General features: G+C 70.2%; 21 protein-coding genes. 7 read left to right on the forward strand and 14 right to left on the reverse strand.

The window, feature by feature from the left end; translation table 11 throughout:
• The first annotated feature begins 93 nt into the window (after positions 1-93).
• From queA to HLH28_RS16420, 5 genes are read left to right on the forward strand one after another with little or no spacing between them, the layout of a single operon-like run.
• Entirely contained in the window at positions 94-1,161 is a 1,068-nt protein-coding gene (gene queA / locus HLH28_RS16400; protein ID WP_182961199.1) for a tRNA preQ1(34) S-adenosylmethionine ribosyltransferase-isomerase QueA, read from the forward strand.
• Entirely contained in the window at positions 1,158-2,321 is a 1,164-nt protein-coding gene (gene tgt / locus HLH28_RS16405; RefSeq protein ID WP_182961201.1) for a tRNA guanosine(34) transglycosylase Tgt, read from the forward strand. The genes queA and tgt overlap by 4 nt, the downstream gene beginning before the upstream one ends.
• 3 nt (positions 2,322-2,324) lie before the next feature.
• Complete coding sequence (queG, locus tag HLH28_RS16410; protein ID WP_182961203.1) at positions 2,325-3,419, forward strand: tRNA epoxyqueuosine(34) reductase QueG; 1,095 nt, start codon at positions 2,325-2,327, stop codon at positions 3,417-3,419.
• Entirely contained in the window at positions 3,416-3,703 is a 288-nt protein-coding gene (locus tag HLH28_RS16415) for a ribbon-helix-helix domain-containing protein (RefSeq protein WP_182961205.1), read from the forward strand. The genes queG and HLH28_RS16415 overlap by 4 nt, the downstream gene beginning before the upstream one ends.
• Before the next feature lie 27 nt (positions 3,704-3,730).
• The gene (locus HLH28_RS16420) at positions 3,731-4,558 is read left to right on the forward strand and encodes a molecular chaperone DjiA (protein ID WP_182961208.1); all 828 of its coding nucleotides are present in this window, start codon (positions 3,731-3,733) and stop codon (positions 4,556-4,558) included.
• A 37-nt stretch (positions 4,559-4,595) separates the two neighbouring features.
• Here HLH28_RS16420 and HLH28_RS16425 read toward each other — a convergent pair whose 3' ends face one another.
• From HLH28_RS16425 to HLH28_RS16435, 3 genes are all read right to left on the reverse strand, one after another.
• On the reverse strand, positions 4,596-5,546 hold the full coding sequence (locus tag HLH28_RS16425; RefSeq protein WP_246396316.1) for an EamA family transporter: 951 nt from the start codon (positions 5,544-5,546) through the stop codon (positions 4,596-4,598).
• An 82-nt stretch (positions 5,547-5,628) separates the two neighbouring features.
• Positions 5,629-7,662 carry a DNA topoisomerase IV subunit B gene (gene parE, locus HLH28_RS16430; RefSeq protein WP_182961213.1) on the reverse strand — a complete coding sequence of 678 codons (2,034 nt, stop codon included), beginning with the start codon at positions 7,660-7,662 and terminating at the stop codon, positions 5,629-5,631.
• Between the two features lie 193 nt (positions 7,663-7,855).
• On the reverse strand, positions 7,856-8,395 hold the full coding sequence (locus tag HLH28_RS16435; RefSeq protein ID WP_182961215.1) for a hypothetical protein: 540 nt from the start codon (positions 8,393-8,395) through the stop codon (positions 7,856-7,858).
• A 399-nt stretch (positions 8,396-8,794) separates the two neighbouring features.
• Between HLH28_RS16435 and HLH28_RS16440 the strand changes: the two genes are divergently transcribed.
• Positions 8,795-9,331: a hypothetical protein gene (locus HLH28_RS16440; protein ID WP_182961217.1), complete on the forward strand. Its 537-nt coding sequence runs from the start codon at positions 8,795-8,797 to the stop codon at positions 9,329-9,331.
• Between the two features lie 63 nt (positions 9,332-9,394).
• Here the strand turns inward: HLH28_RS16440 and HLH28_RS16445 are convergent, their stop codons facing one another.
• Positions 9,395-9,844: an RrF2 family transcriptional regulator gene (locus tag HLH28_RS16445; RefSeq protein WP_182961219.1), complete on the reverse strand. Its 450-nt coding sequence runs from the start codon at positions 9,842-9,844 to the stop codon at positions 9,395-9,397.
• A gap of 154 nt (positions 9,845-9,998) precedes the next feature.
• Here HLH28_RS16445 and cysK point away from each other — a divergent pair, with 154 nt between their 5' ends.
• Positions 9,999-10,988: a cysteine synthase A gene (gene cysK / locus HLH28_RS16450; RefSeq protein WP_182961221.1), complete on the forward strand. Its 990-nt coding sequence runs from the start codon at positions 9,999-10,001 to the stop codon at positions 10,986-10,988.
• 260 nt (positions 10,989-11,248) lie between these two features.
• Here the strand turns inward: cysK and HLH28_RS16455 are convergent, their stop codons facing one another.
• From HLH28_RS16455 to gltX, 10 genes are all read right to left on the reverse strand, one after another.
• A complete protein-coding gene (locus tag HLH28_RS16455) occupies positions 11,249-12,388 on the reverse strand; it encodes an OmpA family protein (RefSeq protein ID WP_182961223.1) in 1,140 nt (379 codons plus the stop codon).
• Positions 12,389-12,615: 227 nt separating this feature from the next.
• Positions 12,616-12,954: a DUF1491 family protein gene (locus HLH28_RS16460; protein ID WP_182961225.1), complete on the reverse strand. Its 339-nt coding sequence runs from the start codon at positions 12,952-12,954 to the stop codon at positions 12,616-12,618.
• 21 nt (positions 12,955-12,975) lie between these two features.
• Positions 12,976-14,697 carry a S41 family peptidase gene (locus HLH28_RS16465; protein WP_182961227.1) on the reverse strand — a complete coding sequence of 574 codons (1,722 nt, stop codon included), beginning with the start codon at positions 14,695-14,697 and terminating at the stop codon, positions 12,976-12,978.
• Positions 14,697-16,994, reverse strand: coding sequence for a ribonuclease R family protein (locus HLH28_RS16470; RefSeq protein WP_182961229.1), 2,298 nt, complete (start codon positions 16,992-16,994; stop codon positions 14,697-14,699). Before HLH28_RS16470 ends, HLH28_RS16465 begins: the two co-directional genes overlap by 1 nt.
• 2 nt (positions 16,995-16,996) lie before the next feature.
• Entirely contained in the window at positions 16,997-19,774 is a 2,778-nt protein-coding gene (gene topA / locus HLH28_RS16475) for a type I DNA topoisomerase (RefSeq protein WP_246396318.1), read from the reverse strand.
• A gap of 12 nt (positions 19,775-19,786) precedes the next feature.
• Complete coding sequence (gene dprA / locus HLH28_RS16480) at positions 19,787-20,965, reverse strand: DNA-processing protein DprA (protein WP_182961231.1); 1,179 nt, start codon at positions 20,963-20,965, stop codon at positions 19,787-19,789.
• A 24-nt stretch (positions 20,966-20,989) separates the two neighbouring features.
• Positions 20,990-21,628: a glycerol-3-phosphate 1-O-acyltransferase PlsY gene (gene plsY / locus HLH28_RS16485; RefSeq protein ID WP_182961233.1), complete on the reverse strand. Its 639-nt coding sequence runs from the start codon at positions 21,626-21,628 to the stop codon at positions 20,990-20,992.
• Positions 21,625-22,929, reverse strand: a complete 1,305-nt coding sequence (pyrC, locus tag HLH28_RS16490; protein ID WP_182961235.1) for a dihydroorotase — start codon at positions 22,927-22,929, stop codon at positions 21,625-21,627. Before pyrC ends, plsY begins: the two co-directional genes overlap by 4 nt.
• Positions 22,926-23,891, reverse strand: a complete 966-nt coding sequence (locus tag HLH28_RS16495) for an aspartate carbamoyltransferase catalytic subunit (RefSeq protein WP_182961237.1) — start codon at positions 23,889-23,891, stop codon at positions 22,926-22,928. Before HLH28_RS16495 ends, pyrC begins: the two co-directional genes overlap by 4 nt.
• Positions 23,888-25,288 carry a glutamate--tRNA ligase gene (gltX, locus tag HLH28_RS16500; RefSeq protein WP_182961239.1) on the reverse strand — a complete coding sequence of 467 codons (1,401 nt, stop codon included), beginning with the start codon at positions 25,286-25,288 and terminating at the stop codon, positions 23,888-23,890. The genes HLH28_RS16495 and gltX overlap by 4 nt, the downstream gene beginning before the upstream one ends.
• Between the last annotated feature and the right edge of the window lie 77 nt (positions 25,289-25,365).

Raw genomic sequence — 25,365 nt, forward strand, 5'->3', positions numbered from 1 at the left:
CAAGGGCAAAGCCCTTGCCTTCCCTCCATCGCGGCCAGGGCACGTCACGCGACGCTGGCAACAGGCGATGGGATTCCGTAAACGGGGCGTCCGATGACCGATCTTGCCTCCGATTTCGATTTCGACCTTCCGCCCGCGCTGATCGCCGACCACCCGGCGCGCCCGCGCGATTCCGCGCGCCTGCTGGACATTCCGGCGGCGGGGCCGTTCCATGACCGCATCGTGCGCGACCTGCCTTCGCTGCTGCGGCCGGGGGACCTGCTGGTGGCCAACGACACCGCCGTGATCCCGGCGCAGTTGGACGCGCGACGGGGCGAGGCCCGGGTCGGCATCACGCTGGACCGTATCCTGCCCGACGGGACATGGCATGCCCTGGCCCGCAACGCGCGCCGGCTGCGGGCGGGCGACGTGCTGACCTTCGCGGGGGTGGCCACGACGGCCGAAATCGTCTCGCGCGATGCCGAAGGCGGGGTGATCCTGCGGTTCGATGCCGAGGGCGAGGCCTTCGATGCGTTCCTGCAGACGGCGGGGGCCCTGGCCCTGCCGCCCTATATCGCGCGCCCCGACGGCCCGACCGAGGCCGACCGCAGTGATTACCGCACCATTTTCTCGGAACATCGCGGCGCGGTGGCGGCGCCCACCGCGGGGTTGCATTTCACGCCCGGCCTGCTGGCGGGGCTGGACGCGGCGGGGATCGCGCGGCGGACCCTGACCCTGCATGTGGGCGCGGGGACCTTCCTGCCGGTGCGGGGCGACAGCATCGCCGCCCACCGCATGCATGCCGAACGGGGCGTCATCACCGCCGGGACGGCGACGGCCATCAACGCCACGCGCGCGGCCGGCGGGCGGATCGTCGCGGTCGGCACCACGACCCTGCGCCTGCTGGAAAGCGCCGCCGATCCGGACGGCACGATCCGGCCTTTCGACGGCGATACCGCGGTCTTCATCCGCCCGGGCTATCGCTTCCGGGCGGTGGACATGCTGATGACCAATTTCCACCTGCCGCGCTCCACCCTGTTCATGCTGGTCTGCGCGTTCGCCGGATATCAGAGAATGCGTGACGCCTACGCCCATGCCGTCGCCGACGGCTATCGTTTCTATTCCTACGGCGACGCCTGCCTGCTGCATCGCGCCACGTCGCCGGACGGGGCGTCGGCATGAGCACCGCATTCCGCTGGGTGGCGCAGGCCCGCGCCGGGCGCGCCCGCGCCGGACACCTGCACACCGCCCATGGCATCGTGCCCACGCCCACCTTCATGCCCGTAGGCACCGTCGGCACGGTGAAGGCGATGACGATGGACGCCGTGCGCTCCACGGGGGCGGGGATCGTTCTGGGCAATACGTACCACCTGATGCTGCGTCCGGGGGCCGAACGCGTGCGCGCCCAGGGCGGGCTGCACCGGTTCATGGACTGGCCCGGCCCCATCCTGACCGATTCCGGCGGGTTCCAGGTCATGTCGCTGGGGGCGCTGCGCAAGCTGGACCAGGACGGGGTGACGTTCAATTCGCACATCGACGGGTCGAAGCACCGGCTGACGCCGGAACGCTCGACCGACATCCAGAATGCGCTGGATGCCACCATCACCATGTGCTTCGACGAATGCCCGGCCCTGCCGGCGCCCACCGAGACCATCGCGCAGTCGATGCGCCTGTCGATGCGCTGGGCCGCGCGCTGCCGCGAAGCCTTCGTGCCGCGCCCGGGCTATGCCCAGTACGGCATCATCCAGGGCGGGACCGAGCCCGAACTGCGGGCCGAGAGCGTCCGCGCCCTGACCGACATCGGGTTCGAGGGCTATGCCATCGGCGGCCTGGCGGTCGGCGAGGGGCAGGCGCTGATGTTCGCGACGCTGGATTCGACGGTGCCGCTGATCCCGCAGGACCGTCCGCGCTACCTGATGGGCGTCGGCACGCCCGACGACCTGCTGGGGGCGGTGGAACGTGGCGTCGACATGTTCGACTGCGTGATGCCCACCCGGGCGGGGCGCACCGCGCGCGCCTATACCGAACGCGGCACGCTGAACCTGCGGAACGCGCGCCATGCCGACGACTTGCGCCCGATCTCGCCGCATTGCGACTGCCTGGCGTGCTCCCGCCACAGCCGCGCCTACCTGCATCACCTGTTCCGCGCGAACGAGATGCTGGGGCCGATGCTGCTGACCTGGCACAATATCGCCTATTACCAGCGTCTGATGCGCGGCATCCGCGCCGCCATCGTCGAGGGTACGCTGGACGCGCACGGCAGTTGGCTGCGCGCGCAGTGGGCGATGGACGACTGGACCCCGGACGAGATGCCGCCCCCCGACATCCCTCCGGTTCCCTGACTCATGGCGGACCTCTCGCCCAACGCGGCCCTGGCCGTGCGCGATGCGATTCGCGACCGGGCGCTGGCGCTGGGGTTCGACGCGGTGGGGTTCTGCGACGCCGCGCTGGAGGACGAGGCCCGGACCCGCCTGGCCGATTTCCTGGCGGCCGGGCATCACGGGTCGATGGGCTGGCTGGCCGATCGCGTGCAGCAGCGCGGCGATCCCCGCGCCCTGTGGCCGGCGGCGCGTAGCGTCATCGCATTGGGCCTGTCCTACGCGCCCGGGGACGATCCGCTGGCGACGGTAGGGCGGCCCGATCGGGGTAATATCTCGGTCTATGCGCGCAACCGCGACTACCACGATGTGGTGAAGGGGATGCTGAAGCACCTGGCGCAGTTCGTCGTTGCCGAGGGCGCGCGGGCCGCTGCCAGGGACGCCGGGGCGGGGGCGGGCGTGCCTGAGGTGAAGGTGTTCGTCGATACCGCCCCGGTGATGGAAAAGCCGCTGGCCGAACGGGCGGGGCTGGGCTGGCAGGGCAAGCACACGAACCTGGTGTCGCGCCGGCATGGCAGCTGGCTGTTCCTCGGCGAGGTCTATACTACCCTGGCGCTGCCGCGCTCCGCCCCATCGGGCGGGGGGTGCGGGACCTGCCGGCGCTGCCTGGATGCGTGCCCGACGGGGGCGTTTCCCGAACCGTGGCGGATGGATGCGCGCCGCTGCCTGTCCTACCTGACGATCGAGAATCCCGGGCCTATCCCCGAGGAATTCCGCGCCTCGATGGGCAACCGGATCTATGGCTGCGACGACTGCCTGGCGGTGTGCCCGTGGAACCGCTTCGCCGTGGAATCGCGCCAGATGAAACTGCGGGCGCGCGATGACCTGACCGCCCCCCGCCTGGCCGAACTGGCCTGCCTGGACGATGCCGCGTTCCGCGCGCTGTTCGCGGGATCACCGGTCAAGCGGATCGGCCGCAACCGATTCGTGCGCAATGTGCTGGTCGCCATCGGCAATTCGGGCATCGCGGCGTTGCGGCCCGCGGCGCAGGCGCTGTGCGACGATCCCGACCCCGTGGTGGCCGAGTCGGCGCGCTGGGCCGTCGGGCGGCTGCCGGCATGACCGGCGGACCGGCCTTCCGCCTGCCGGGCGGCCGGGCACTGGCCAAGCGCAGCCTGGTCCTGTCCGGCCATCGCACCAGCGTCGCGCTGGAACCCGAATTCTGGACGGTGCTGGAGGCCATGGCCCGGGCCCGCGGCCTCGGCCTGCCGGCGCTGATCGCCCGGATCGACACCGCGCGCGATCCGACCCGGCCCCTGGCATCGGCCCTGCGGGTGGCGGCCCTGCTGGACGGGAGGGGTGTCGAGCCGCAGGCCGGGGCAACCCCGGATGGTGATTTGGGTTGAAGGGCGGTGCATGCTAGAGCAGGGCTCATGGCGATCTGGGGAAAGTTGTTCGGCGGTGTGGCGGGGTTCGCGGTCGGCGGGCCGGTAGGGGGCCTGCTGGGCGCCGTGCTGGGCCACGCGGCCGATAACGGGTCGATCCTGCAGACCCCGGTGGGCGGTTGGACCGATCGCTGGGCGCCACGCGTCTATGCCGACCCGAACGGGGCCGCGGCCTTCGTCGCCGCCAAGCTGGCCGCCGTGATGGGCAAGCGCGAACAGCTTTACGGCCTGGTCATGGTGATCCTTTCGGCCAAGATGGCCAAGTGCGACGGGCCGGTGAACCGGGCGGAGATCGACGCCTTCAAGCGCCGGTTCCAGGTGCCGGCGGACAACGCGAAGGAGGTCGGTCGCCTGTTCGACCATGCCCGCCAGCGGGTGGACGACTACGAATCCTTTGCCGTCGAACTGGGCCGCGCCTTTCCCGATCGTCTTGAAATGCTGGAGGACGCGCTGGGCGCGCTGTTCGCCATCGCCCGTGCCGATGCGGGTCCGGGCGGGGAACTGCATCCGGCGGAAATCCAGTTCCTGCGGCGGGTGCATCGGGCCTTCGGGCTCAGCGCCGGGGCGTGGGACCGGGCCGAGCAGGGTGGGGCGCGCCCCGGCGTCAGCGAAATCGACGCCTATACCGTTCTGGGCATCGCCCGCACCGCGACGGATGTCGAGGTCCGGGCGATCTGGCGCCAGCTGGTGCGCGAACACCATCCCGACGCCATGGCGGCCCGTGGGGCGACTCCGCCCGAAGTGGACGCGGCGGCGGACCGGATCGCGCAGATCAATGCCGCCTGGGATCGTATCAAGCGCGACCGTCGTCTGTAGTGCCGACGGGCGGCTAATCGGGCTTGGCGCGAGCCCGTCAGATTTCGGGAACCGGCTCCGGCTCCAGCCGGTCCGTCGGGGCGCTTTCCGGTCGCCGGAGCATTACCCCGCCGATCGACGAGACGACGATGCACATGATGCCCGCCCATTGCGCGGGACTGAGATATTCGCCCAGCAGCACCAGTCCGGCCAATGCCGCCACCGCCGGGTCCATGCTGGTCAGGATGCCGAATTCCCGGGCGTGCAGCCGTTTCAGCGCCAGCATTTCCAGCGTGTACGGCAGCGCCGACGACAGCAGCGCGACCCCGCAGGCCACCAGGGTCGCATGTGGGTGCGTGGCGGCACGCGGCAGGGTCCAGGCGAAGACCGGCGTCACCGTCAGGGCCCCGACCGCCAGGCCGATGGCCGCCCCCTGCGTGGCGTCGATCCGGCGGCTGATCTGTGCGCCCGCCAGGATGTAGACCCCCCATGCCGCAGCGCCCAGCAGGCCGTACAGGAAGCCCAGCGGGTCGATCCCCTGCCCATGCAGCGTCGCCCCCGGTTGCAGCAGCAACAGCAGGCCCACCAGCACCATGGCGATCAGCATCATGTCGACCGGGCGGCGGGGTCCGAGGAAGGTCAGGGTCAGGGGGCCCAGGAATTCGATGGCCACCGCGATGCCCAGCGGCAGCCGGTCCAGCGCCAGATAGAACATCATGTTCATCAGGCAGATCGACACGCCATAACGGACGATGACCAGCAGCGTCCCGCGGTCCGGCGAGGCCCGCCACGGCCGTGCGAGCAGGCACAGGGCGAGTGCCGCGATCCACAGGCGCAGGCTGACCGTGCCCAGCGGGCCGAACAGCGGAAACAGCGTCTTGGCCATCGATCCGCCGACCTGGAACGACAGGATGCCGCCCAGGACCAGCAGTACGCCGCCCAGCCGGCCGGCCGGCCCCTCGGCGGATTCGAGGCCGTGCGGGGCAGGAGAGAGGGGGGAAGCGGTCATCGTCATCCTGCGGCCCCGCGGTGGATGCGCCGCACGAGGCGGACGGTCCGGGCGGCGGGGGCCCCCGGACGGATGAAGGGAATCAGACGTCCAGATTGTCGACCAGACGGGCGTGGTCCTGGATGAACTGGAAGCGGAGTTCCGCCTTTCGGCCCATCAGATGTTCCACCCGGTCGCTGGTCAGGGCGCGATCCTCGGGCGGGGTCACGACCTTCAGAAGCGTGCGGCGTTTCGGGTCCATCGTCGTCTGCTTCAGGTCGCCCGGCGGCATTTCGCCCAGGCCCTTGAAGCGCGAGATCTCGACCTTTGCGTTGGGCTTGAATTCCGACTTCAGCTTCTGCTCGCGGTCGCGGTCGTCCATCGCATAGATCGTCCTGCCGCCTTGCGTCAGCCGGTACAGCGGCGGCTGCGCCAGGTACAGGTGCCCCCGACGGATCAGGTCCGGCAGTTCGCGATAGAAGAACGTCATCAGCAGCGACGCGATATGCGCGCCGTCCACGTCGGCATCGGTCATGATGATGACGCGGCCATAGCGCAGGCGCGCGACGTCGAACCGATCGCCGATGCCGCAGCCCAGGGCCTCGATCAGGTCGCGCAGTTCCTGGTTGGCGCGCAGCTTCTCGGTCGAGGCGCTGGCGACGTTCAGGATCTTGCCGCGCAGGGGCAGCACGGCCTGCGTCTCGCGGTTGCGGGCCTGCTTGGCCGATCCGCCTGCAGAATCGCCTTCGACCAGGAAGATCTCGGTATCGGCCGCGTTTTCGCGCGTGCAGTCGGTCAGCTTGCCGGGCAGGCGCAGGCGGCGCGTGGCGCTCTTGCGCGGCGTATCCTTCAGGTCCTTGCGGCGCAGCCGTTCCTCGGCCCGCTCGACGATGAAGGCCAGCAGATTGTCGGCCTGCGCCGGATGGCCGGCCAGCCATTGTTCGAACCGGTCGCGCAGCGCGGTCTCGACCAGGCGGCTGGCCTCCGACGAGGTCAGCTTTTCCTTGGTCTGGCCCTGGAACTGCGGATCGCGGATGAAGACCGACAGCTTGGCCGCGACGGCGCCCAGCACGTCGTCGGCGTTGATGGCCGCCGCGCGCTTGTTCGACCGCTGCTCGCCCCATGCGCGAAAGCCTTTCAGCAGGGCGGTGCGGAAGCCGTTCTCGTGCGTGCCGCCCAGGGGGGTGGGAATGGTGTTGCAATAGGACGACAGGGTGGCCGACCCGGATTCGAGGAACGCCACCGCCCATTCCATCCGCCCGGTGGACGTGCCGTCCGACGCGACCGGCAGGTCGGCATCGCCGGACCACATTTCGGTCAGCAGTGCGGCCGATGCGCCCAGTTCGTCGCGCAGGCTGTCGGCAAGGCCGCCAGGAAAATGCAGTACCGCCTCGGCGGGAATATCGCCGTCGCGGATCAGCGCCGGGTCGCACGACCAGCGGATGGTCACGCCACGGAACAGGTACGCCTTGGACCGGCACAGGCGATAGAGCCGCGTGGGCGAGAAATGCAGCCGGCCGAAGATCTGCGGGTCGGGCGTGAAGCGGATCTGCGTGCCGCGCCGGTTCTGGGTCGCCCCGATCTTCTCCAGTGCGGTGGTGGGGTGTCCGCGTTCATAGACCTGCCGCCAGACCGCGCGGTCGCGGGCGACCTCGACCTCCAGGCGCGCGGCCAGGGCATTGACCACCGATGATCCCACGCCGTGCAGCCCGCCCGAGGTCGCGTACGACTTGCCCGAGAATTTGCCGCCGGCATGCAGCGTGGTCAGGATGACCTCGAGCGCCGAGCGGTCCTTGAATTTGGGATGCGGGTCGACGGGAATGCCGCGCCCGTTGTCGCGGACCGTCAGCCAGTCGCCGTCTTCCAGCGTCACGTCGATGGTGGTGGCGTGGCCGGCGACGGCCTCGTCCATCGCATTGTCCAGGATCTCGGCGGCCAGATGATGGTACGCCGCCTCGTCCGTGCCGCCGATATACATGCCCGGACGGCGGCGGACGGGCTCCAGCCCCTCCAGGACCTCGATGGCGCTGGCGTCGTACTCTTCACCGTCGCCATTCCGCGCGGGCGCCGGAGGCGCAGCCGGCCGGGCACGGATCTCCCGTTTGGGACGGGGCGAGGAGAAGAGATCGTCGTTCATGTCCTGTTCTTTGTTCTGCCGCCCCACCGCCTGTCAAGCACGCGGCAGGTCGGGCGGAGGGCGGGGCGCATGAAAATGGCCGGGACATCCGCCCCGGCCGTCGTTCCGTTCGTCGCTGCCGCCCTCTCCTGCGTAGTCTTTCCTGGTCGGGGCGATATCGAATGCCGCCTTGCCGGGAATGCGGTCCGGTCCCTCAGCTCCGCGTCGCGGCGCGCGGGCGGCGGTAGCGGGTCCGTACCTCGGCGCGCAGCACACGTTCCGGCGCGGCGCAGGTTTCGTAGGAGGCCGGCTGGATGATGTCCTTGGCCTGGGCATAGCTGGACAGGTCGGACGACGTTTCCAGGGCCGCGACCTCGTCGAACATCGCGACGCGCTGGTCGCAGAACGCGGTGCCGGATTTCAGGCCGCGCTCGGACTGCACGTTGGCCAGCTGCGTGATGTAGTCGTCATGCTCGCGCTGGGCGCTGCGGCCGTAGGTCGTGCGGAAATACGCATTCAGCGCACCTTCCTCGTCCATCAGCTTGGTGCGGAACTTGCCGACGAAGGCGTTGTACTTGTCCTGCATGTTGCATGACAGCGCGGTGACCATCAGCTCGCTCTTGAGGCCCTGCACGTCGAACGCCTCGTGCGCCGGCGAGGACGTGCATTGCGTGGCGGCGAATGCGGCCTCGCCGTTCAGAAGGCCGGCCAGGGCCAGGCTGGCCACGGTGGCGCGCCAAATCGAGAAAGACATCGTATGAATTCTCCAGACCGAGCAGGACGCGGCACCGGATCCGTGATCTGCCACATGAACCGGTATGTGAGCTGGTTTTGCTAAAACGCTAGAATGGCAGAATAACCTTGCCCATGGCGTTGGCAACCGAATTCTGCCGGCTTCCCCGTATCCGCGATACCGGCCGCCCGGTGGCGGGACATGGCACGGCTTCTATCGCGATGGCCGCCGACTCGCAAGGATCGGGTTGGGCCGGCCGGCGAATGCGTGCCCGACAGGGGCCATCGCGCCGGATCATGTCTCCGGGACCAGGGGCCGCAACGGGCAGTTAGGCCTTTCGTGCCGCCCGGCATTGTTCTAGAGCGAAGGCCGGTGATGCGCCCCCAGGCGCGTACGATATTGAACGAGCGGAGTTGACGAGTGCGAGTGCGACTGTCTTCTGCAATCCTGGTCACGGCAGGCACCATGCTGGCCGGGTGTGTGAACAAGCCGGCACCTCAGGCGGGCGGCCCGGCCAATCCGTTCGGCTACATCAAACGCTCGGCCGTGTGCCAGGTCGGGCCGGTCCATTCGGTATCGCCGGGGCAGATGGCGGCGACGATGACCGTCCGCAGCGACGACGGCAATTGCGGAATCGTGGTCCAGCAGACCGGCGGCCAGGCCTACGCCTCGTTCGGGGTGTCGCCCGCGCCGGAGCATGGCAAGGCGTTCATCTATAATTTCGCCAATCACACCTATGTGACCTACACGCCCAATACGGCCTACGCCGGGCAGGACCGGTTCACGGTGACGCTGATCCGTGGAGGGGGCCAGCCGCGCGAATATCTGGCGGTCACCGCAACCGTGGATGCCACCGGCGTCGTGGTGCCCGTGCCAGCCGTCAGCGCCCCCGCGGTCCCCGCCAAGCCTGCCGCCACGCCCGTGCGTCGCCGCGCCGCCACGACCAGGCATCACTGACGCGACAGGTCATGACACCGGCGGATCGGGGCCGCGGCGCCCCGACCCGTCCGGACCGGGCCCTTAGATCGAAAAGGTGATCGGTTCCGCCAGCGGACGGCGCATGCCGCTCGATTCGGCGCGCCGGACCAGGTCGTCCAGGCTCAGTTTCCGGCATTGGACGGACACCGAATCGTCCAGTTTCTGCCAACAGGGTTCAACCACACGGGCGAACAGCGCGCCTTCCGGTCCGTCGTCGGACGACGAATCGTCGGCCGTCGCGATTTCGACGATATCGGCCAGGGTGATGTCGCGCCGGGGGCGGCCCAGGCGATAGCCGCCACGCGGCCCGCGCACGCTTTCCAGCAGATTGGACCGCGACAGGGTCTGGAGCAGGGGTTCGATGCCCCGCCGGGCCAGGCCCGCGCGCTCGGCGATGTCGGCGGCGCTGACAGTGCCGCTGCGCCCGGCATGGAACGCGACGTCCAGCATGATGAGCACCGCGATCATCGCCCTGTCACGCCGAAGAAGCATGCCCCTGATCCCCTGTTCCGTTGTCGCCTGTTGCACGATCGGCTGAGCCTAACAGCATCGGCGGCGATGATCCACGCTTCTGTTTGGTGTGATGGTAGATTATGTCGGGGATTACGATTAAATCTACGACAAGGACTGGAGGAGAGACGCGAACATGGACAAGACGGTGGCGGCGGACGGCCGGATGGGCCTGGCACCCCCCCGGGGGCGCGTGTACGAATCGATCGTGGAGACGGTCGGTGGGACGCCGCTGGTGGCGCTGCCCCACCTGACCCGCGAGGATGAGATCGCCAGCCGGATCCTGATGAAGCTGGAATTCTTCAATCCGCTGGCGTCGGTGAAGGACCGCATCGGGGCGGCGATGGTGCTGGCCGCCGAGCGGCGGGGCGAGATCACCCCCGGCAAGACGGTCCTGGTCGAACCGACATCGGGCAATACCGGCATTTCGCTGGCCTTCGTCGCGGTGGCGCGCGGCTATCGCCTGATCGTGACGATGCCCGAGGGCGCGTCGATGGAGCGGCGCAAGATGCTGCGCCTGCTGGATGCGCAGCTGGAACTGACGCCGGCGCGGCTGGGCATGGCGGGCGCCATCGCCCGGGCCGAGGACATCCTGAAGAAGACGCCGAATTCCTGGATGCCGCGGCAGTTCGACAATCCCGACAACCCCGCGATCCACGGGGCGACGACGGCCGAGGAAATCTGGACGGACACCGATGGCGCGGTGGACATCGTGGTGGCCGGCGTGGGCACCGGCGGCACCGCCAGCGGCATCGCCCACGCGCTGAAGCCCCGCAAGCAGGGGCTGGAGGTCTACGGCGTGGAGCCGGTCGAAAGCGCGATCCTGAACGGGGACGAGGCCGGGCCCCACGGCATCCAGGGCATTGGCCCGGGCTTCTGCCCGCAGACGCTGGATCTGGCCGCGCTGGACGGCGTGCTGACGGTGTCCGAGCGCGAGGCGATCGCCGCCGCCCGCCGCTGCGCCCGGCTGGATGGCGTGCCGATCGGCATTTCGTCGGGGGCGGCGCTGCATGCCGGCCTGAAGCTGGCCGAGCGTCCGGAGAACCAGGGCAAGACGATCGTCGTCATCGCGCCGTCCTTTGCCGAACGGTATCTGTCCACCTCCCTCTTCACCGGCCTCGCCTGAAAATCGGTCTGTAAACGCAATTTGCCGGCGATCCGGCGCGCTTTCCCTGTGCTTCGATGCTCGGGAAAGTACGCCTGGCGCGCCGCGTTGCGGCGCTCTCGCTCGGCAAACCGCGTTTACAGACCGATTTTTTGAGGAATGCCGGATTTTTCGGGCTTTGTCCGAACCCACCAGGGCCTGAGGCCCTGGACCCCGGTCATGGTGGTCTCTAGCGGGCTTCAAGGGGGGCGGAAACGCGCGTGGCGCGTTTCCCCGGGGTCTCAGTGCAGGATGATTTCCACGCGGCGGTTCTGGGGTTCGCGGGTATTGGGACCGGTCGGGACCAGGGGGTGGGTTTCGCCGAAGCCGTGGATGTCGATCGCCGTACCGGGCACGCCGTCGCGGATCAGTTCGGCCTGGACCGCCTGGGCACGCCGCAGCGACAGCGCCATATTGTAGCGCGCGCCGCGCGGGCCGGGATGGGCGGCCGAATTGTCGGTATAGCCGTCGACTTCGATCCGCGTCGTCCCGGTGTGGGTCGAGGCCTGGGCCGCCGTGGCCACGATGGCGCGCGCGTGGTCGGTCAGTTCCGCCTTGTCCCAGTCGAAGAACACCAGATAGGTACGGCTCTGCGCCGGGGCCGGGGCCGCCGGTTCGGGTGCCGGCGGTGGGGGCGGGGGCGCGGGGTTGAATTCGTAGCGCAGGCCCAGCATCAGCGAATGATTGAAATCGGTCCGCGTGTCGCGGTTGCCGGTCGCGACCCCCTCTTCCTTGATGCTGTCATAGCCGCCGATGGTGCCGACGGACCGCGCGCCGTGCGATTGCGGGCCCAACATCGTCCAGAACCGGTATTCCGCCGTCGCCGACAGGCCCACCACCCACGGCATCGGGAATGCCAGGCCGAAGATGCCCTGATAGGCGAAATTGCCGAAGGTGCCGCCGATCTGCTGGTTGAAGCCCGGCGCGGTCACGCTGGCGTTCATTCCCTGCCAGGCATAGCCGACGCCGGCGCCGAAATACGGGAACAGCCAGCTTTTGCCGATATCCATGTCGAACAGGGCGTTGGCCATGACGCCATAGGTCTGCTGGCGTCCGCCGACGTGGCCCTGCACGGCGGAGGAACCGAAATTCTTCAGCCCGTTATTGCGGTAATCGCCCTCGACCTCGACCCGGAAGCCGTTGCCCAGGCCCCAGCCGACGCTGCCGATGCCGGTGACGCCCGTATGGTAGCTGTCGCGTCCGTCAGGGAAGTTCGGTGACGACCGGACGCGCTGATCCTGGTTGAAGCTGGCCCCGCCTTCGCCGGCGACATACAGGCCCTGCACCGGCTGGGCCAACGCCGGGGCGACGGAAAGGACGGGACCAAGGACGACCGTCGCCGCCAGAATTGACCCCGCGAGCAGTCCGTGCCGCAATTTCATAATCTCTTCTCTCCCCTCGCCGGACGTGTCGGTATGGTGTCCGGTCGACTGAACGCGACATGGTCCGGTGGGCTGCCAGTCACTGCCTTCTTTTGCCGAAAGATAGGCTTATGGCAATCCATAGGTGTCATGCGGCCTGTTGAATAGGGCACGACCGCGATGGCGACCGCGCAGTGTGTGCCATGGGACACACCGGGTGACAGGCGCCCGACTCGGGATGCGTCCCGTCAGATCAGCAGGGCCTCGAAGGGAGGAAGCAGGTCGGGCGCATCGAATTCCAGGACCCACAGGTCGGGGTCGCGTCCCACCTGGCGGGCGACATAGGCATCAGCCGTCTCCTGGTCGACCGGGTCGGCCCCCGTGCCCCTGATCCAGGCCGGACGGCCGTCGGGCGCGCGGGTCTGGCCCAGCACCGACAGGCGGCCCGCGCGGCCCAGAAGGACGACCAGCACCCCGCCCGCATCGGCGTCGCCGCGCCGCAGGACCATTGCGGGATGGCCGGTCTGGTTGGCATGACGGATCACGGCGGCGGCCCACAGGCCGGTGCGCAGGCGGGCTTCGGTCATGGCGTCCTGCTCGGCCGCATTCTACTCGGCCTGGGGGGCATAGGCGATGTCTTCGGGGATGGCGGTCAGGGCCGCGCGGTATTCCGCCGGATTGTCGATCAGCGACCGGGCGGTGTCGAGGTCGGAATCGGTGCCGATCGCCGCGGGGCAGGCCTTGCGGATGTCCAGGATGCGCGACACCGGTAGCGGATAGCGCGCCGCCCGCGCGGCCTGGACCGCGTCGCGCATGTCCACGGTGCCGGCGGCGAGGTCCTGCAACTGCCGTTCCAGGTCGTTCTCGCCCCGGCTGGTGCAGATCTGCGGCATCACGCCCAGCCCCTGCAGGGGCCAGCCCTGCGGGGCCAGGACGCGGCTCCAGGTCACGAATAATTCGCCGCCGTCGGGCATCTGGCCGATGGTCTGCACCAGGCCCTTGCCCAGCGTGGCGCTGCCGACGACCACGGCGCGGCGATGGTCGGCCAGGGCGGCGGCCAGGATTTCGGCAGCACTGGCGGTCCGGCCGTCCACCAGGATCACGATCGGCACGCCGCCGGTCATGTCGCCCCCCTGCACGGCCCAGATATGATTGGCCTGCTGGTCGCGACCATGGGTGATCGCGGCGACCCCCCGGTCCAGCATCAGGGCACTGGTCGTCACCGCCTGCTGCAGGACCCCGCCCCGGTTGCCGCGCAGGTCCAGCACCAGCCCGCGCAGATGCGGGTCGTCGGACGCCTGGTCCAGATACTGGCTCATTTCCTGTGCGGTGTCGGCCGAGAACGCGGTGACGCGGAGGACGACCGTATGGTCGCTGGCATAGGCGAAGACCGTCTCGGGCGGGACGGACGCGCGGCGCAGGACGACCGTGCGCCGCGTCCGTTCGTCTCCCACCACCAGCGTGACCTTGCTGCCCACGTCGCCCAGCAGCCACTGGCTGACGGTCGCCGGCGTCTGGTCGCGGGTCGAACGTCCGTTGACGGCATAGAGCCGCTGGCCGCTGGACAGGCCTTCGGGCCAGGCCGGCCCGTTCGCATTGACCCCGGTGATGAGGATCGAGCGCGCGTCATGGCCCAGCGTCAGGCCCGTTCCCGCCGTCCCGCCGGTGCGGGTGTCGCGGTCGGTGGTCGCCGGCATCGGGGCCACGTAGCGCGAATACGGATCCATATGGTTGAACAATTCGTCGAAGAAGCTTTGCAGCATGCCGTCCCGTCCGGCCTCGCGCACCGGGGCGGACCGTGCCCACGCGGCCTCCATCAGGCGGACGGCCAGCGCAGTCCAGCCGTTGAGGTCGGCATCCGGCGGCGCGGGCTGCGTCAGCAGCGTGTCCTGCCCCAGCGACAGCCGAACGCGTCCGCCCGTCCCGTCGACGGCCAGGGACGGGTCGATCGCGCCCAGCCCGTTCAGGCCCCACAGGCAGAATTCACGCGCGCTGTGGCTTTCCAGCGTGCGGGGCGTCAGGAAGGCCAGCGCCGCGCCGATGACCGACGACACCATCGTGGAATCAAGGACCGGCTGCGCATCCACGGCCGGCTGCGCGCCGGGAGCGGCCGGCGCATCGTTGCTGGCCGCAGGACCCGGGGGAGGGACGGCCGGCGGGACGGCGGCCCTGTCGGCGGCCCGGGTGGCGACGGGCGTCGCCAGTTGGATCACGATCAGGATCAGGGCAATGGACAGCGCCGGCCGCGTGAAGGACGCGCCGCGCCGCGCCGTCCCGCGCGTGCGGGACAGGGCCAGGCCCGCCGGAACGGGGGATGTCCGGAGGCGCATCAGCGCGGGCGTGCGCCACGCGGGCGCCGCGACCCGCGTGCTGTGGAATCGCGCATCGACGGGTCCCGCGGCCCGACCAGCGCGAACAGCAGGCCGCCGGTCACCGGCGTCGCCTCGACCAGGCGCACCGTCACCTTCTGGGCCAGCTGGAACCGCATGCCGCCATCCGGGCCACGCGGGCGGCCCCGCAGGGTCTGGGTCGCTTCGTCGTGCACCCAGACGTCGTCGGGCAGGGCGGACAGCGGCACCAGGCCGGTGGCGCCGGTCTGGGTCAACGTCACGAAAATGCCGAACCGGGTCAGGCCGGATATATGGCCGTCACATTCGCATCCGATCTGCTCGCCCAGCCAGGCGGCGACATAGCGTTCCGTCGTCTCGCGTTCCGCCACGGCGGCGCGTCGCTCGGTCGTGCTGACCTGCGTGCCGATCTCCTCCAGCCCGGCGGCATCGGCGGCGGGCATGCCGTCGGGCGGGGTGGCGCCCATACCGATCAGCGCACGATGCACCATCAGGTCGGCGTAGCGGCGGATCGGGCTGGTAAAATGGGCGTAGGCCGGCAGGGCCAGGCCGAAATGGCCGATGTTGTCCGGGCTGTATTCCGCCTGGCTCTGCGCCCGCAGGATCGTTTCGTTGACCAGGCCGGCGGCGTCGGTGCCCGATGCGCGGTCCAGCACCGCCCCCAGGTCGCGCGCCCGCAACGACCCCACCGGGGGCAGGTCATGCCCCAGTGTGGACAGGCTGTCCCGCATCGCCTCGGCCCGTTCGGGGGAGGGCGGGGCATGGATCCGGTACAGGCACGGCCGGCGGCGGCGGTCCAGTTCCTCGGCGGCGGCAACGTTGGCCAGCACCATGAATTCCTCGATCAGGCGATGGCTGTCGTAACGGGGCCGAGGGTCGATGGAGGCGATCCGTCCCAGCGGGTCGAATCGCACCAGACGCTCCGGCAGGTCGAGGTCCAGCGTGCCACGTCGCGCCCGTGCCGTCGACAGGGCGCGCCATGCCGCGAACAGCGTTGTGATCAGCCCGTCGGGCAGGCCGGTCTCCGGCTGGTTCTCGCCGGTCGTCCCTTCGCTGGCGTCCTGGGCCTGTTCATAGGTCAGGCGGGCGGCGCTGCGCATGATGCCACGCCCGAAGCGGTGGCGTGTCTTGGTGCCGGCAGCGTCGATGTGGATTTCGGCGAACAGGCAGCCGCGATCCTCGCCCGGGCGCAGGGAACACCAGCCGTTCGAGAGCGCCTCGGGCAGCATCGGGACCACCCGGTCGGGAAAATAGACCGAATTGCCGCGTCGCCGGGCCTCGCGGTCCAGGGCCGATCCGGGGCGGACATAATGCGCGACGTCGGCGATGGCGACGATCAGGCGGAACCCGTCGCCATCCGGCTCGGCATAGACCGCGTCGTCGAAATCGCGCGCGTCGGCGCCGTCGATGGTGATCAGCGGCACGTCGCGCAAATCTTCGCGACCGGCGGCGGACACGCCGCGCGCGCGCTCGGCCTCGGCCAGCGCCTCGGCGGGAAAGACATCGGGGATGCCATGGGTGTGGATGGCCAGCAGGCTGATCGAGCGCGGGTCACCCATCCGGCCCAGCCGTTCGACGATCCGGGCCGATTTCAGACCCGGCCCGGACTGCGGCAGCGGTTCGGCAACCACGATTTCGTCCGGTCCGGCGTCCAGCGTCTCGCCCGCCGGGACGATCCATTCCGCCCTGGACCGCCGGTCGGCCGGGATCACACGCCCGGCTTCGGCGCGCAGGCGCGGGGGGGCGTCGTCAGTCACCCGGGCGGGACGGAACAGGCCGACGATACGTCCCGGCGCGTCGGTCAGGCGGCGCAGTGTCCGGCCCTCGTACCGGCCGGGACCGAGGCGCTTCAGGCGCGCGACCACGCGCTCGCCCGGAGCCAGTGCCGGGCGGCCCTTCTGCTCGGGGTGCATGAAGACCACCGGGGCGGGGCCGTCGCCATCCCAGGCGACGGCGCGCGCCACCGGGTCGCCATCCGGATCGGTGCCGGTGACCTGCACGACCGTGGCCTCGGGCAGCGCGGCCGACGCCCGGAAGCGCTTCGCCCCCGCGGGAACCAGCGTGCCGTCCAGCGCCAGGTCGCGCAGCATCGCGCGCAGAGCCGTCCTGTGCTCCGGCCCCAGGCCGAAGGCGCGGCTGATTTCGCGCTTGCCCACGCGGCCGGTCGCATCGGCGATGAAGCGCCGCAGGACCTCGCGGTCCGGCAGGCCGCCCGCCTGGGGCGGGGACTCGGTCGGAAGGCGGTCGGGCGGCGGGTCGGTCAGGTCCCGTCCCCCCATGTTCAGCCAGCCTCGCTGGCCGCCGCGCGCCGTGTCCGCGTCGTGGTGCCGACTTTCGTACCCGCGGCCTTCGCCCCCGTCTTGGCGGTCGCGGTCTTGGCGGCCGTGGCCTTGGTGGCCGCCGTCTTCGCGGGTGCGGCCTTCGAGGTCTTGGCCTTCGCGGCGGCGGCCTTCCGGGGCGCGGCGGTTTTCGGCGCGTCGGTGTCGGTCGCGGCGGCCTTGGTCCGGCGGGCGGGTGCCTTCTTCGCGGCGGCCTTGCCCTTCGGCTTCAGCGGCTTGCCCTTTTCGGCCAGCAGCGCCACCGCCTGGTCCAGGGTGACGTCCTCCATGGCCTCGCCGCGGGGCACGTTGACCACCATCTGCCCGTGCTGGATATAGGGGCCGAACCGGCCCTTGCGCACGATCACCGGCTCGCCATCCTTGGGATGCGGCGCGATCGTGCGGACCGACGCCAGCTTGCGCGCCAGCACGTCGACCGCGCGGTTCAGCCCGACCGTCAGGATGTCGTCATCCTTGTCCAGCGACCCGTAGACCGCGCCCATCTTCACATACGGGCCGAAACGGCCCAGCCCGGCCTCGATCTGCTCGCCCGTGTCGGGGTGGATGCCGACGATCCGGGGCAGGGACAGCAGGCCCAGCGCCTGCTCCAGCGTGATCTTGTCTCCCTCGATTCCACGGGGGATGGTGGCGCGCCGGGGCTTGGCCTTCTTGTCTTCCGGGTCGGGTTCGCCCTGCTGGACATACAGCCCCCAGGGACCGCGCCGGACGGTCACGTCCTCGCCGGCCGGGGACTGGCCCAGGACGCGCATGCCGTCCTTCAGCGTATCGGCCTCGCCGTCTTCCTTGGGGTCCACGACCAGGCGGCGGGTGAACTGGCAGGTCGGGTAGTTGGAACAGCCGATGAACGCCCCGTACCGCCCCAGCTTCAGCCCCAGCCGGCCGGTGCCGCAGGCGGTGCAGACGCGCGGGTCGCCGCCATCGGGCCGGGCGGGGAAGAAATGCGGGGCCAGGTCGGCATCCAGCGCATTGATGACGTCGGAGATCTTCAGGTCCTTCGTCTGGTCCACCGCGTGGGAGAAATCCTGCCAGAAGGCCGACATGACGTCGCGCCAGTCGGCGCGCCCGCCCGAGATGTCGTCAAGCTGCTCCTCCAGCCCCGCCGTGAACTGCGTGTCGACATAGCGTTCGAAGAACGAGGTCAGGAATGCGGTGACCAGCCGGCCGCGATCCTCGGGGACGAAGCGGCGGGCATCGAGCCGGACATAGTTGCGATCGCGCAGCACCGACAGGATCGAGGCATAGGTCGACGGCCGGCCGATCCCGATTTCCTCCATCTTCTTGACCAGCGACGCCTCGGAATAGCGCGGAGGCGGCTGGGTGAAATGCTGCTCGGCGGCGACGTCGCCGGTCTTCAGCGGGTCGCGCTCGCGCATCGGCGGCAGCATCCGGCTGTCGTCGTCCTGCTCGTCCTTCTGGCCGGCGTCGTCCCGGCCCTCGCTGTACAGCTTCAGGAACCCGTCGAAGGCGATCATCGATCCGGTGGCGCGCAGGCCGGCCGCGCCGGCATCGTCCGCGATCTCGACGATCACCTGGTCCAGCTCGGCCGACTGCATCTGGCTGGCGACCGAGCGTTTCCAGACCAGCTCGTACAGCCGCCGCTGGTCGTCCGTCAGGTGGCGGGCGACGCTGGCGGGCGTGCGGGTGATTTCGGTGGGGCGGATCGCCTCGTGCGCTTCCTGAGCGTTCTTCGCGCGGGTCGAATAGATCCGCGCCTTTTCCGGCACGTAGGGCGCGCCGAAGCTCTCGCCGATATGGGTGCGGATCGCGGCGATGGCCTCGCCGGCCATCTGCACGCCGTCGGTTCGCATATAAGTGATCAGGCCGACCGTCTCGCCGCCCAGGTCGATGCCTTCATATAATTGCTGCGCGGTGCGCATGGTGGCCTGTGCGCCCATGCCCAGCTTGCGCGAGGCTTCCTGCTGCAGGGTCGACGTCGTGAAGGGCGGCGGCGGGTTGCGGCGGACCTTGCGCCGTTCGACCGACCGGACCGCGAAGCGGCCGCCCTCGACGGCGGCCTTGGCCGCCATGGCCCCGGCCTCGTCATGCAGGTCGAACTGGTCCAGCTTGCGGCCGGCCAGGTGGGTCAACCGCGCGGTGAAGGGCGCGCCGCCGGGCGTCGTGAACTGGGCGGCCACGGTCCAGTATTCGCGGCTGCGGAATGCCTCGATCTCCGCCTCGCGCTCGCAGATCAGGCGCAGCGACACCGATTGCACCCGTCCCGCGCTGCGCGAGCCCGGCAGCTTGCGCCACAGCACGGGCGACAGGGTGAAGCCCACCAGGTAATCCAGCGCCCGGCGCGCCATGTACGCCTCGATCAGCGGCTGGTCGAGGTCGCGCGGATGGGCCATCGCCGTGCGGATGGCGGACTTGGTGATCTCGTTGAAGGTGACGCGCTGGACGTCCACCCCCTTCAGCAGGTTCCGCTCCTCGAGCACCGCGCGGACATGCCACGAGATGGCCTCGCCCTCGCGATCCGGATCGGTGGCCAGGTACAGGTGCCGGGCCCCGCGCAGGGCCTTGGCGATGGCCGTGATCTGGCGGTTGCCGCGCTCGTCGGATTCCCAGTCCATGGCGAAATTCTCGTCCGGGCGGACGCTTCCGTCCTTCGGCGGCAGGTCGCGGACATGGCCGAACGAGGCGAGAACCGTGAATCCGTCCCCCAGATACTTGTTGATCGTCTTCGCCTTGGCAGGCGACTCGACCACGACGACGTCAGTCATTCTGTCTCCGGATCACGCATCTCGTTCCAGGGTCCGGCCGGTGTCGGGGACTGTGGATGGCAGGATAACGCTTCCCCCGGGAAGGGTTTCGACGTCGCCCGCCAGCTCCAGTTCCGACAGCACGGTCAGGATAGCCGATGCCGAGAACTGGCAGCGCCGTACAAGATCGTCAACCGGCGTTGGCGTGAAAGACAGAAGGGACAGTATTGCGTCGCGTATCTCCCCGGGCCCCGAAGGGGGCCGGGGAATGCCCGGTGCGCCCGCGTTCGCCGCGTGTCCGGGACGGACGGGCGGGGGGCGGAACATGCCCGGAAACGGCGCCCGTCCTGCCGGGGCGAGGGGCAGTTCGGCCAGTACGTCATGTTCGTTTTCCGTCAGCACCGCGCCCCGCCGCAGCAGGTCGTTGCCACCCCGGCAGCGCGGATCCAGGGGCGATCCGGGGACGGCAAACAGCGTGCGGCCATAATCGGTGGCCAGGCCGGCGGTGATCAGACTGCCGGAGCGCAGCGCTGCCTCGATCACCACGCAGCCCAGCGACAGGCCGGCGATCAGGCGGTTGCGCCGGGGGAAATGGCGGTGCTGCGGGGCGACCCCCAGCGGCGTTTCGGTCACCACCGCGCCGTGCCGGGCGATTGCGTCCTGCAATTCTGCGTGTTCGGGCGGATAGGGGCGGTCCAGTCCGCCCGCGATCGCCGCGATCGTGACGCCCGCGCGCAAGGCGCCGCGGTGGGCGGCGGCATCGATGCCCCGGGCCAGGCCCGATACGATGGAAACGTCATGGGTCGCCAGGGTGGCCGCCAGGCTTTCGGCCATGCGCGCGCCGCCCGACGATGCATTGCGGGCGCCCACGATGGCAACGCTGCGTCCGCCCAGCCGCGCCGGATCGCCCAGTACCGACAGGACCGGCGGCGCGTCGTGGATGTCGGCCAGCAATTCGGGGTAATCCGGGTCGCCCAGCACCAGGATCCGTCCGCCGATCGCGGCGGTGCCGGCGATTTCCCGTTCGATCTCGTCGGGCGGGGGAATGCGCAGGCGGTCGGCCCGCCCCGTTGCCCGGGCGCGGGCAGGCAGGGCGGCCAACGCCGCCTCGGCCCCTCCATATTCCAGCAGCAGCTTGCGATAGCCGACCGGACCGACCCCCTCGGTGCGCGCCAGGCGCAGGTGGGCGGCCAGCGGTCGGCCCTGGCTCATGACCGGGGGCTCATGGGTGGGGCCTCACGGGCGGGAACGACCGATCCGGGGTTCGGTCCCGGCCAGGAGGCGGCGGATATTCTCGTGATGGCGGCCGATGACCAGGGCGGCGACCAGCAGGCCCGCCATCGCGGCCGGCGCGCGCGGATTGCCGCCGGCCACCGCCGTCAGCAGAAGCGGCAACGCCACGAACGCCGCCAATGCCCCGGCCGACGACAGTTTTGTCAGCCGCGCGACGCCCAGCCAGATCGCGCAGCACGCGAGGCCGACCAGCGGCGACAGGGCCAATGCCGCGCCCAGTCCGGTGGCGACGCCCTTGCCGCCCCGGAATTTCAGCCAGATCGGAAAACAATGGCCGACGACGGCGAACAGGGCCGCGACCGCCTCGGCCTGTCCGGTATGGAAGGGTGACAGGATGAAGGCGCAGACGACGGCGAATGCCCCCTTGGCCCCATCCAGCAGCAGGGTCGCCGCCGCCAGCCCGCGCCGGCCGGTGCGCAGCACGTTGGTGGCGCCGATATTGCCCGATCCGATCTGGCGGATGTCGCCGGCGCCGCCCATCTGCGTCAGCAGCAGGCCGAACGGGATGCTGCCGATGCAGTAGGACAGGGCCGCGATCGCGGCCAGCAGCGGCAGGGCGAAGGGGGGAACGGCGTCGGTCATGGCGTGGGTCGCCCCCCGGCATGCGCGAAGACCGGACGCCCGGCCTTCCAGGTACCCAGCACCCGGCCTTCCAGCGCGCGGCCGTCGAACGGCGTGTTCTGTGCGCGGCCGGGCATGTCGTCGGCATCGACGCGCCAGGCGCGATCGGGGTCGAACAGGCACAGGTCGGCCGCGACGCCCTCGGCCAGCGTTCCGGCGGCGGCGCCCAGCAGTGCCGCCGGCCGATGGGTCAGCAGGCCCAGTGCCTCGATCATCGGCAGCGTGCCGCCATGCACCTGCGCCAGCGTCACCGCCAGCAGGGTCGCCAGGCCCGTTCCCCCGGCCGCCGCGACCGCGAAGGGCTGGCGCTTGTCGTCGGCGTCGCACGGGGCATGGTCCGATGCGATGGCGTCGATCGTGCCGTCCGCCAGGGCGTCGCAGATCGCCCGACGGTCGGCCTCGCCGCGCAGCGGGGGCGACAGTTTGGCATAGGTTCGGAAATCGCCGATCGCGGTCTCGTTCAGGTCGAAATAGGGCGGCGCGGTGTCGCAGGTGACGCGCAGGCCCCGCGCCTTGGCCGCGCGGATCAGTTCCACCCCCTCGGCGGTGGAGACATGGCCGAAATGCAGCCGCCCCTTCGTCAGTTCGACCAGGCGCAGGTCGCGGGCGATCATGATCGCCTCGGCCGCCGCCGGGATGCCCGGCAGGCCCAGCCGCGTGGCCAGTTCGCCATCCGTGGCGCAGCCGCCGCGCGCCAGCGACGGGTCTTCGGGGTGCTGGACGACCAGCGCGTCGAATCCGCGCGCGTAGGTCAGGGCCAGGCGCATGGTTCGCGTATCCGCGATGGCCTTCGTACCGTCGGTGAAGGCCACGGCCCCGGCCTCGTGCAGCAGGCCGATCTCGGCCATCTCGGCGCCTTCGCACCGGCAGGTCAGCGCGCCATAGGGCAGGATCGAGACAATGCCCGTCTCCTCGCCGCGGGCGCGCAGCAGGCGGACCAGCGCCGGATCGTCGATCGCCGGCTGGCTGTTGGGCAGCACCGCCATCGTGGTGATGCCCCCCGCCGCTGCCGCCCGCGCGGCCGAGGCCACGGTTTCGCGATATTCGAAGCCGGGTTCGCCGATGGCGACGCGCATGTCCACCAGACCGGGGCACAGAATCGCCCCCCCGCCGTCGATGGTCGTGGCGCCCTCGGGCACGCCCTCGGCCCCGGGCAGGTCGGTGCCGGCGATCGCGCCGTCGCGCACCAGCAGCCGCCCTGGACGATCCAGCCCGCGCGCGGGGTCGATCAGGCGGACATTTTCGAACAGGAGGACGCTCACGTCGTTTCTCCGGCGCGTGCCAGCAGGTCCAGCACCGCCATGCGCACGGCGACGCCCATCTCGACCTGTTCGCGGATCACGCTCTGGTCGGAATCGGCGACGCGGCTGTCGATTTCCACACCGCGATTCATCGGGCCGGGATGCATGACCAGCGCGCCGGGACGCGCCACCGCCAGCCGCCGGCGGTCCAGCCCGTAGAAGCGGAAATATTCGCGCGCGCTGGGCACCTGCCCGCCGGTCATGCGCTCGCGCTGCATGCGCAGCATCATGACCACGTCCACGTCGCGCAGCCCGTCTTCCATCGTGTAATGGACGTCCACGCCCAGCGCCCCGATGGCGCCGGGGATCAGGGTCGGCGGCCCCACCACGCGTACGCGGCAGCCCATCGCCGTCAGCAGGTGGATGTTCGACCGCGCGACGCGGCTGTGGCTGACATCGCCGCAGATCGCGACCGTCAGCCCGTGCAGGCCGCCGAAATGCCGGCGGATCGTCAGCGCGTCCAGCAGCGCCTGCGTCGGGTGTTCATGCGTGCCGTCGCCGGCATTGACCACGCTGGCCTCGACCTTCTGCGCCAGCAGCGCCGGTGCGCCGGACTGCGAATGGCGTACCACCAGCAAATCGGTCCGCATGGCGTTCAGGGTGGTCGCGGTGTCCAGCAGGGTCTCGCCCTTGTTCACCGACGAACTGGCCACCGTCATGTTGACCACGTCGGCCCCCAGCCGCTTGCCCGCCAGTTCGAAGGAAGTGCGGGTGCGGGTGCTGTCCTCGAAGAACAGGTTGATGACCGTCCGGCCTCGCAGCCGGTCGCGCGGCGTCTTGCGCGACCGGTTCATCAGCGCGTAGCTCTCGGCCAGGTCCAGGAACGGCTCGATCCGCGTGGGGTGCATGCCCTGCACGCCCAGCAGGTGCCGCGTCGATTGCGGGAAGAAATGCGGCGAGGCGGTGCGCGGCCCCTCGCTCATTGCGCGACCGCCCCGATCCGGGCCATCACCTCGTCCCGGCCGAGCGCGGCCAGGGTGGCGTCGATGCCCGGCGAGGTCGTGGTGCCGGTTACCGCGGCGCGCAACGGCTGCGCCACCTGGCCCAGCTTGTGGCCGTGGTGCTCGGCGAAGCGGCGCAGGGCGGCGTCGATGGTCGGTGCGTCGAACGGGTCGATCACCGCCAGGTCGCGGGCCAGCAGGCCCAGCAACGTCCGGGCCTCGGGCGTCAGCAGCTTCTCGGCCTTGGCATCGAAGGACAGCGGGACGTGGCGGCCCAGGAAGGCGGCGCTGTCGGCCAGGTCCACCAGCGTCTTCGCACGGTCCTTCAGCCCCGGCATCAGGGTCTGGATGCGGGCGCGCACGGTATCGTCCAGTGTCACGTCCGGCCGGCCGGCCTGGCGTTCGGCGACGTCGTTCGCCAGGCGGGCGTCATCGGCCTGGCGCAGCCACACGCCGTTCAGGTGCAGCAGCTTGGCGTAATCCATGCGCGCCGCCGACCGGCCGACGCCGTCCAGGTCGAACAGCTGGATCTGCTCGTCACGGGACAGGATCTCGGCGTCACCATGGCCCCAGCCCAGCCGCAGCAGGTAGTTGTTCAGGGCCTCCGGCAGGTATCCCATCTCGCGGAATTCCACCACCGACTGGGCGCCATGCCGCTTGGACAGCTTGGCGCCGTCGGGACCGTGGATCAGCGGCAGGTGCGCGAAGGCCGGCAGGTCCCAGCCCATGGCACGATAGATCATCGCCTGGCGGAAACTGTTGGTCAGATGGTCGTCGCCGCGAATGACATGGGTGATGTCCATGTCATGGTCGTCCACCACCACAGCCAGCTGATAGACCGGCGTGCCGTCGGCGCGCAGGATGATCATGTCGTCCATTTCGGCATTGGCGACGCGGACCTCGCCCTGCACCAGGTCCGGGATGACGGTCTCGCCTTCGCGCGGGGCACGGATGCGCACCGTATAGGGCGCGCCGGGCGGGGCCTCGGACGGGTCGCGGTCGCGCCAGTAGCCGTTGTAGCGGGGCGGACGGCCCTCGGCCATCGCCTGCTCGCGCATCTGCTGCAATTCCGCCTGCGTGCAGAAGCAGCGATAAGCCAGCCCCTGGGTCAGCAGATGATGCGCGACTTCCGCATGGCGGGCCTGCCGGGTGGACTGGAACACCGGTTCCTCGTCCGGGGTCAGCCCCATCCAGGCCAGCCCGTCGAACAGCACGTCCACCGCCTGCTGGGTCGACCGCTCGCGGTCGGTATCCTCGATGCGAAGCAGGAACTTGCCGCCATGGTGACGGGCATAGAGGAAATTGAAAAGGGCGGCTCGGGCGTTGCCGATGTGCAGCAACCCGGTGGGGCTCGGTGCGAAGCGCGTACGAACGGTCATGAGGCGGCTCCATACCATGGGATGCCGTCTGCTTACAGGGGGATCGGCATATGGCCGATCCGCGCCGTTGGCGGCTA

Source organism: Gluconacetobacter tumulisoli (assembly GCF_014174155.1).
GTDB lineage: Bacteria > Pseudomonadota > Alphaproteobacteria > Acetobacterales > Acetobacteraceae > Gluconacetobacter > Gluconacetobacter tumulisoli.

Coding starts and splice junctions, on each gene's coding strand:
- dprA (WP_182961231.1), bottom strand. CDS start 20,965: ATGAGCCAGGGCCGACCGCTGGCCGCCCACCTGCGCCTGGCGCGCACC.
- parE (WP_182961213.1), bottom strand. CDS start 7,662: ATGAACGACGATCTCTTCTCCTCGCCCCGTCCCAAACGGGAGATCCGT.
- HLH28_RS16445 (WP_182961219.1), bottom strand. CDS start 9,844: ATGCTTCTTCGGCGTGACAGGGCGATGATCGCGGTGCTCATCATGCTG.
- HLH28_RS16460 (WP_182961225.1), bottom strand. CDS start 12,954: ATGACCGAAGCCCGCCTGCGCACCGGCCTGTGGGCCGCCGCCGTGATC.
- tgt (WP_182961201.1), top strand. CDS start 1,158: ATGAGCACCGCATTCCGCTGGGTGGCGCAGGCCCGCGCCGGGCGCGCC.
- HLH28_RS16495 (WP_182961237.1), bottom strand. CDS start 23,891: ATGAGCGAGGGGCCGCGCACCGCCTCGCCGCATTTCTTCCCGCAATCG.
- plsY (WP_182961233.1), bottom strand. CDS start 21,628: ATGACCGACGCCGTTCCCCCCTTCGCCCTGCCGCTGCTGGCCGCGATC.
- cysK (WP_182961221.1), top strand. CDS start 9,999: ATGGACAAGACGGTGGCGGCGGACGGCCGGATGGGCCTGGCACCCCCC.
- HLH28_RS16465 (WP_182961227.1), bottom strand. CDS start 14,697: ATGCGCCTCCGGACATCCCCCGTTCCGGCGGGCCTGGCCCTGTCCCGC.
- gltX (WP_182961239.1), bottom strand. CDS start 25,288: ATGACCGTTCGTACGCGCTTCGCACCGAGCCCCACCGGGTTGCTGCAC.
- HLH28_RS16435 (WP_182961215.1), bottom strand. CDS start 8,395: ATGTCTTTCTCGATTTGGCGCGCCACCGTGGCCAGCCTGGCCCTGGCC.
- topA (WP_246396318.1), bottom strand. CDS start 19,774: ATGACTGACGTCGTCGTGGTCGAGTCGCCTGCCAAGGCGAAGACGATC.
- queA (WP_182961199.1), top strand. CDS start 94: ATGACCGATCTTGCCTCCGATTTCGATTTCGACCTTCCGCCCGCGCTG.
- queG (WP_182961203.1), top strand. CDS start 2,325: ATGGCGGACCTCTCGCCCAACGCGGCCCTGGCCGTGCGCGATGCGATT.
- HLH28_RS16470 (WP_182961229.1), bottom strand. CDS start 16,994: ATGGGGGGACGGGACCTGACCGACCCGCCGCCCGACCGCCTTCCGACC.
- HLH28_RS16415 (WP_182961205.1), top strand. CDS start 3,416: ATGACCGGCGGACCGGCCTTCCGCCTGCCGGGCGGCCGGGCACTGGCC.
- HLH28_RS16455 (WP_182961223.1), bottom strand. CDS start 12,388: ATGAAATTGCGGCACGGACTGCTCGCGGGGTCAATTCTGGCGGCGACG.
- HLH28_RS16425 (WP_246396316.1), bottom strand. CDS start 5,546: ATGACCGCTTCCCCCCTCTCTCCTGCCCCGCACGGCCTCGAATCCGCC.
- HLH28_RS16420 (WP_182961208.1), top strand. CDS start 3,731: ATGGCGATCTGGGGAAAGTTGTTCGGCGGTGTGGCGGGGTTCGCGGTC.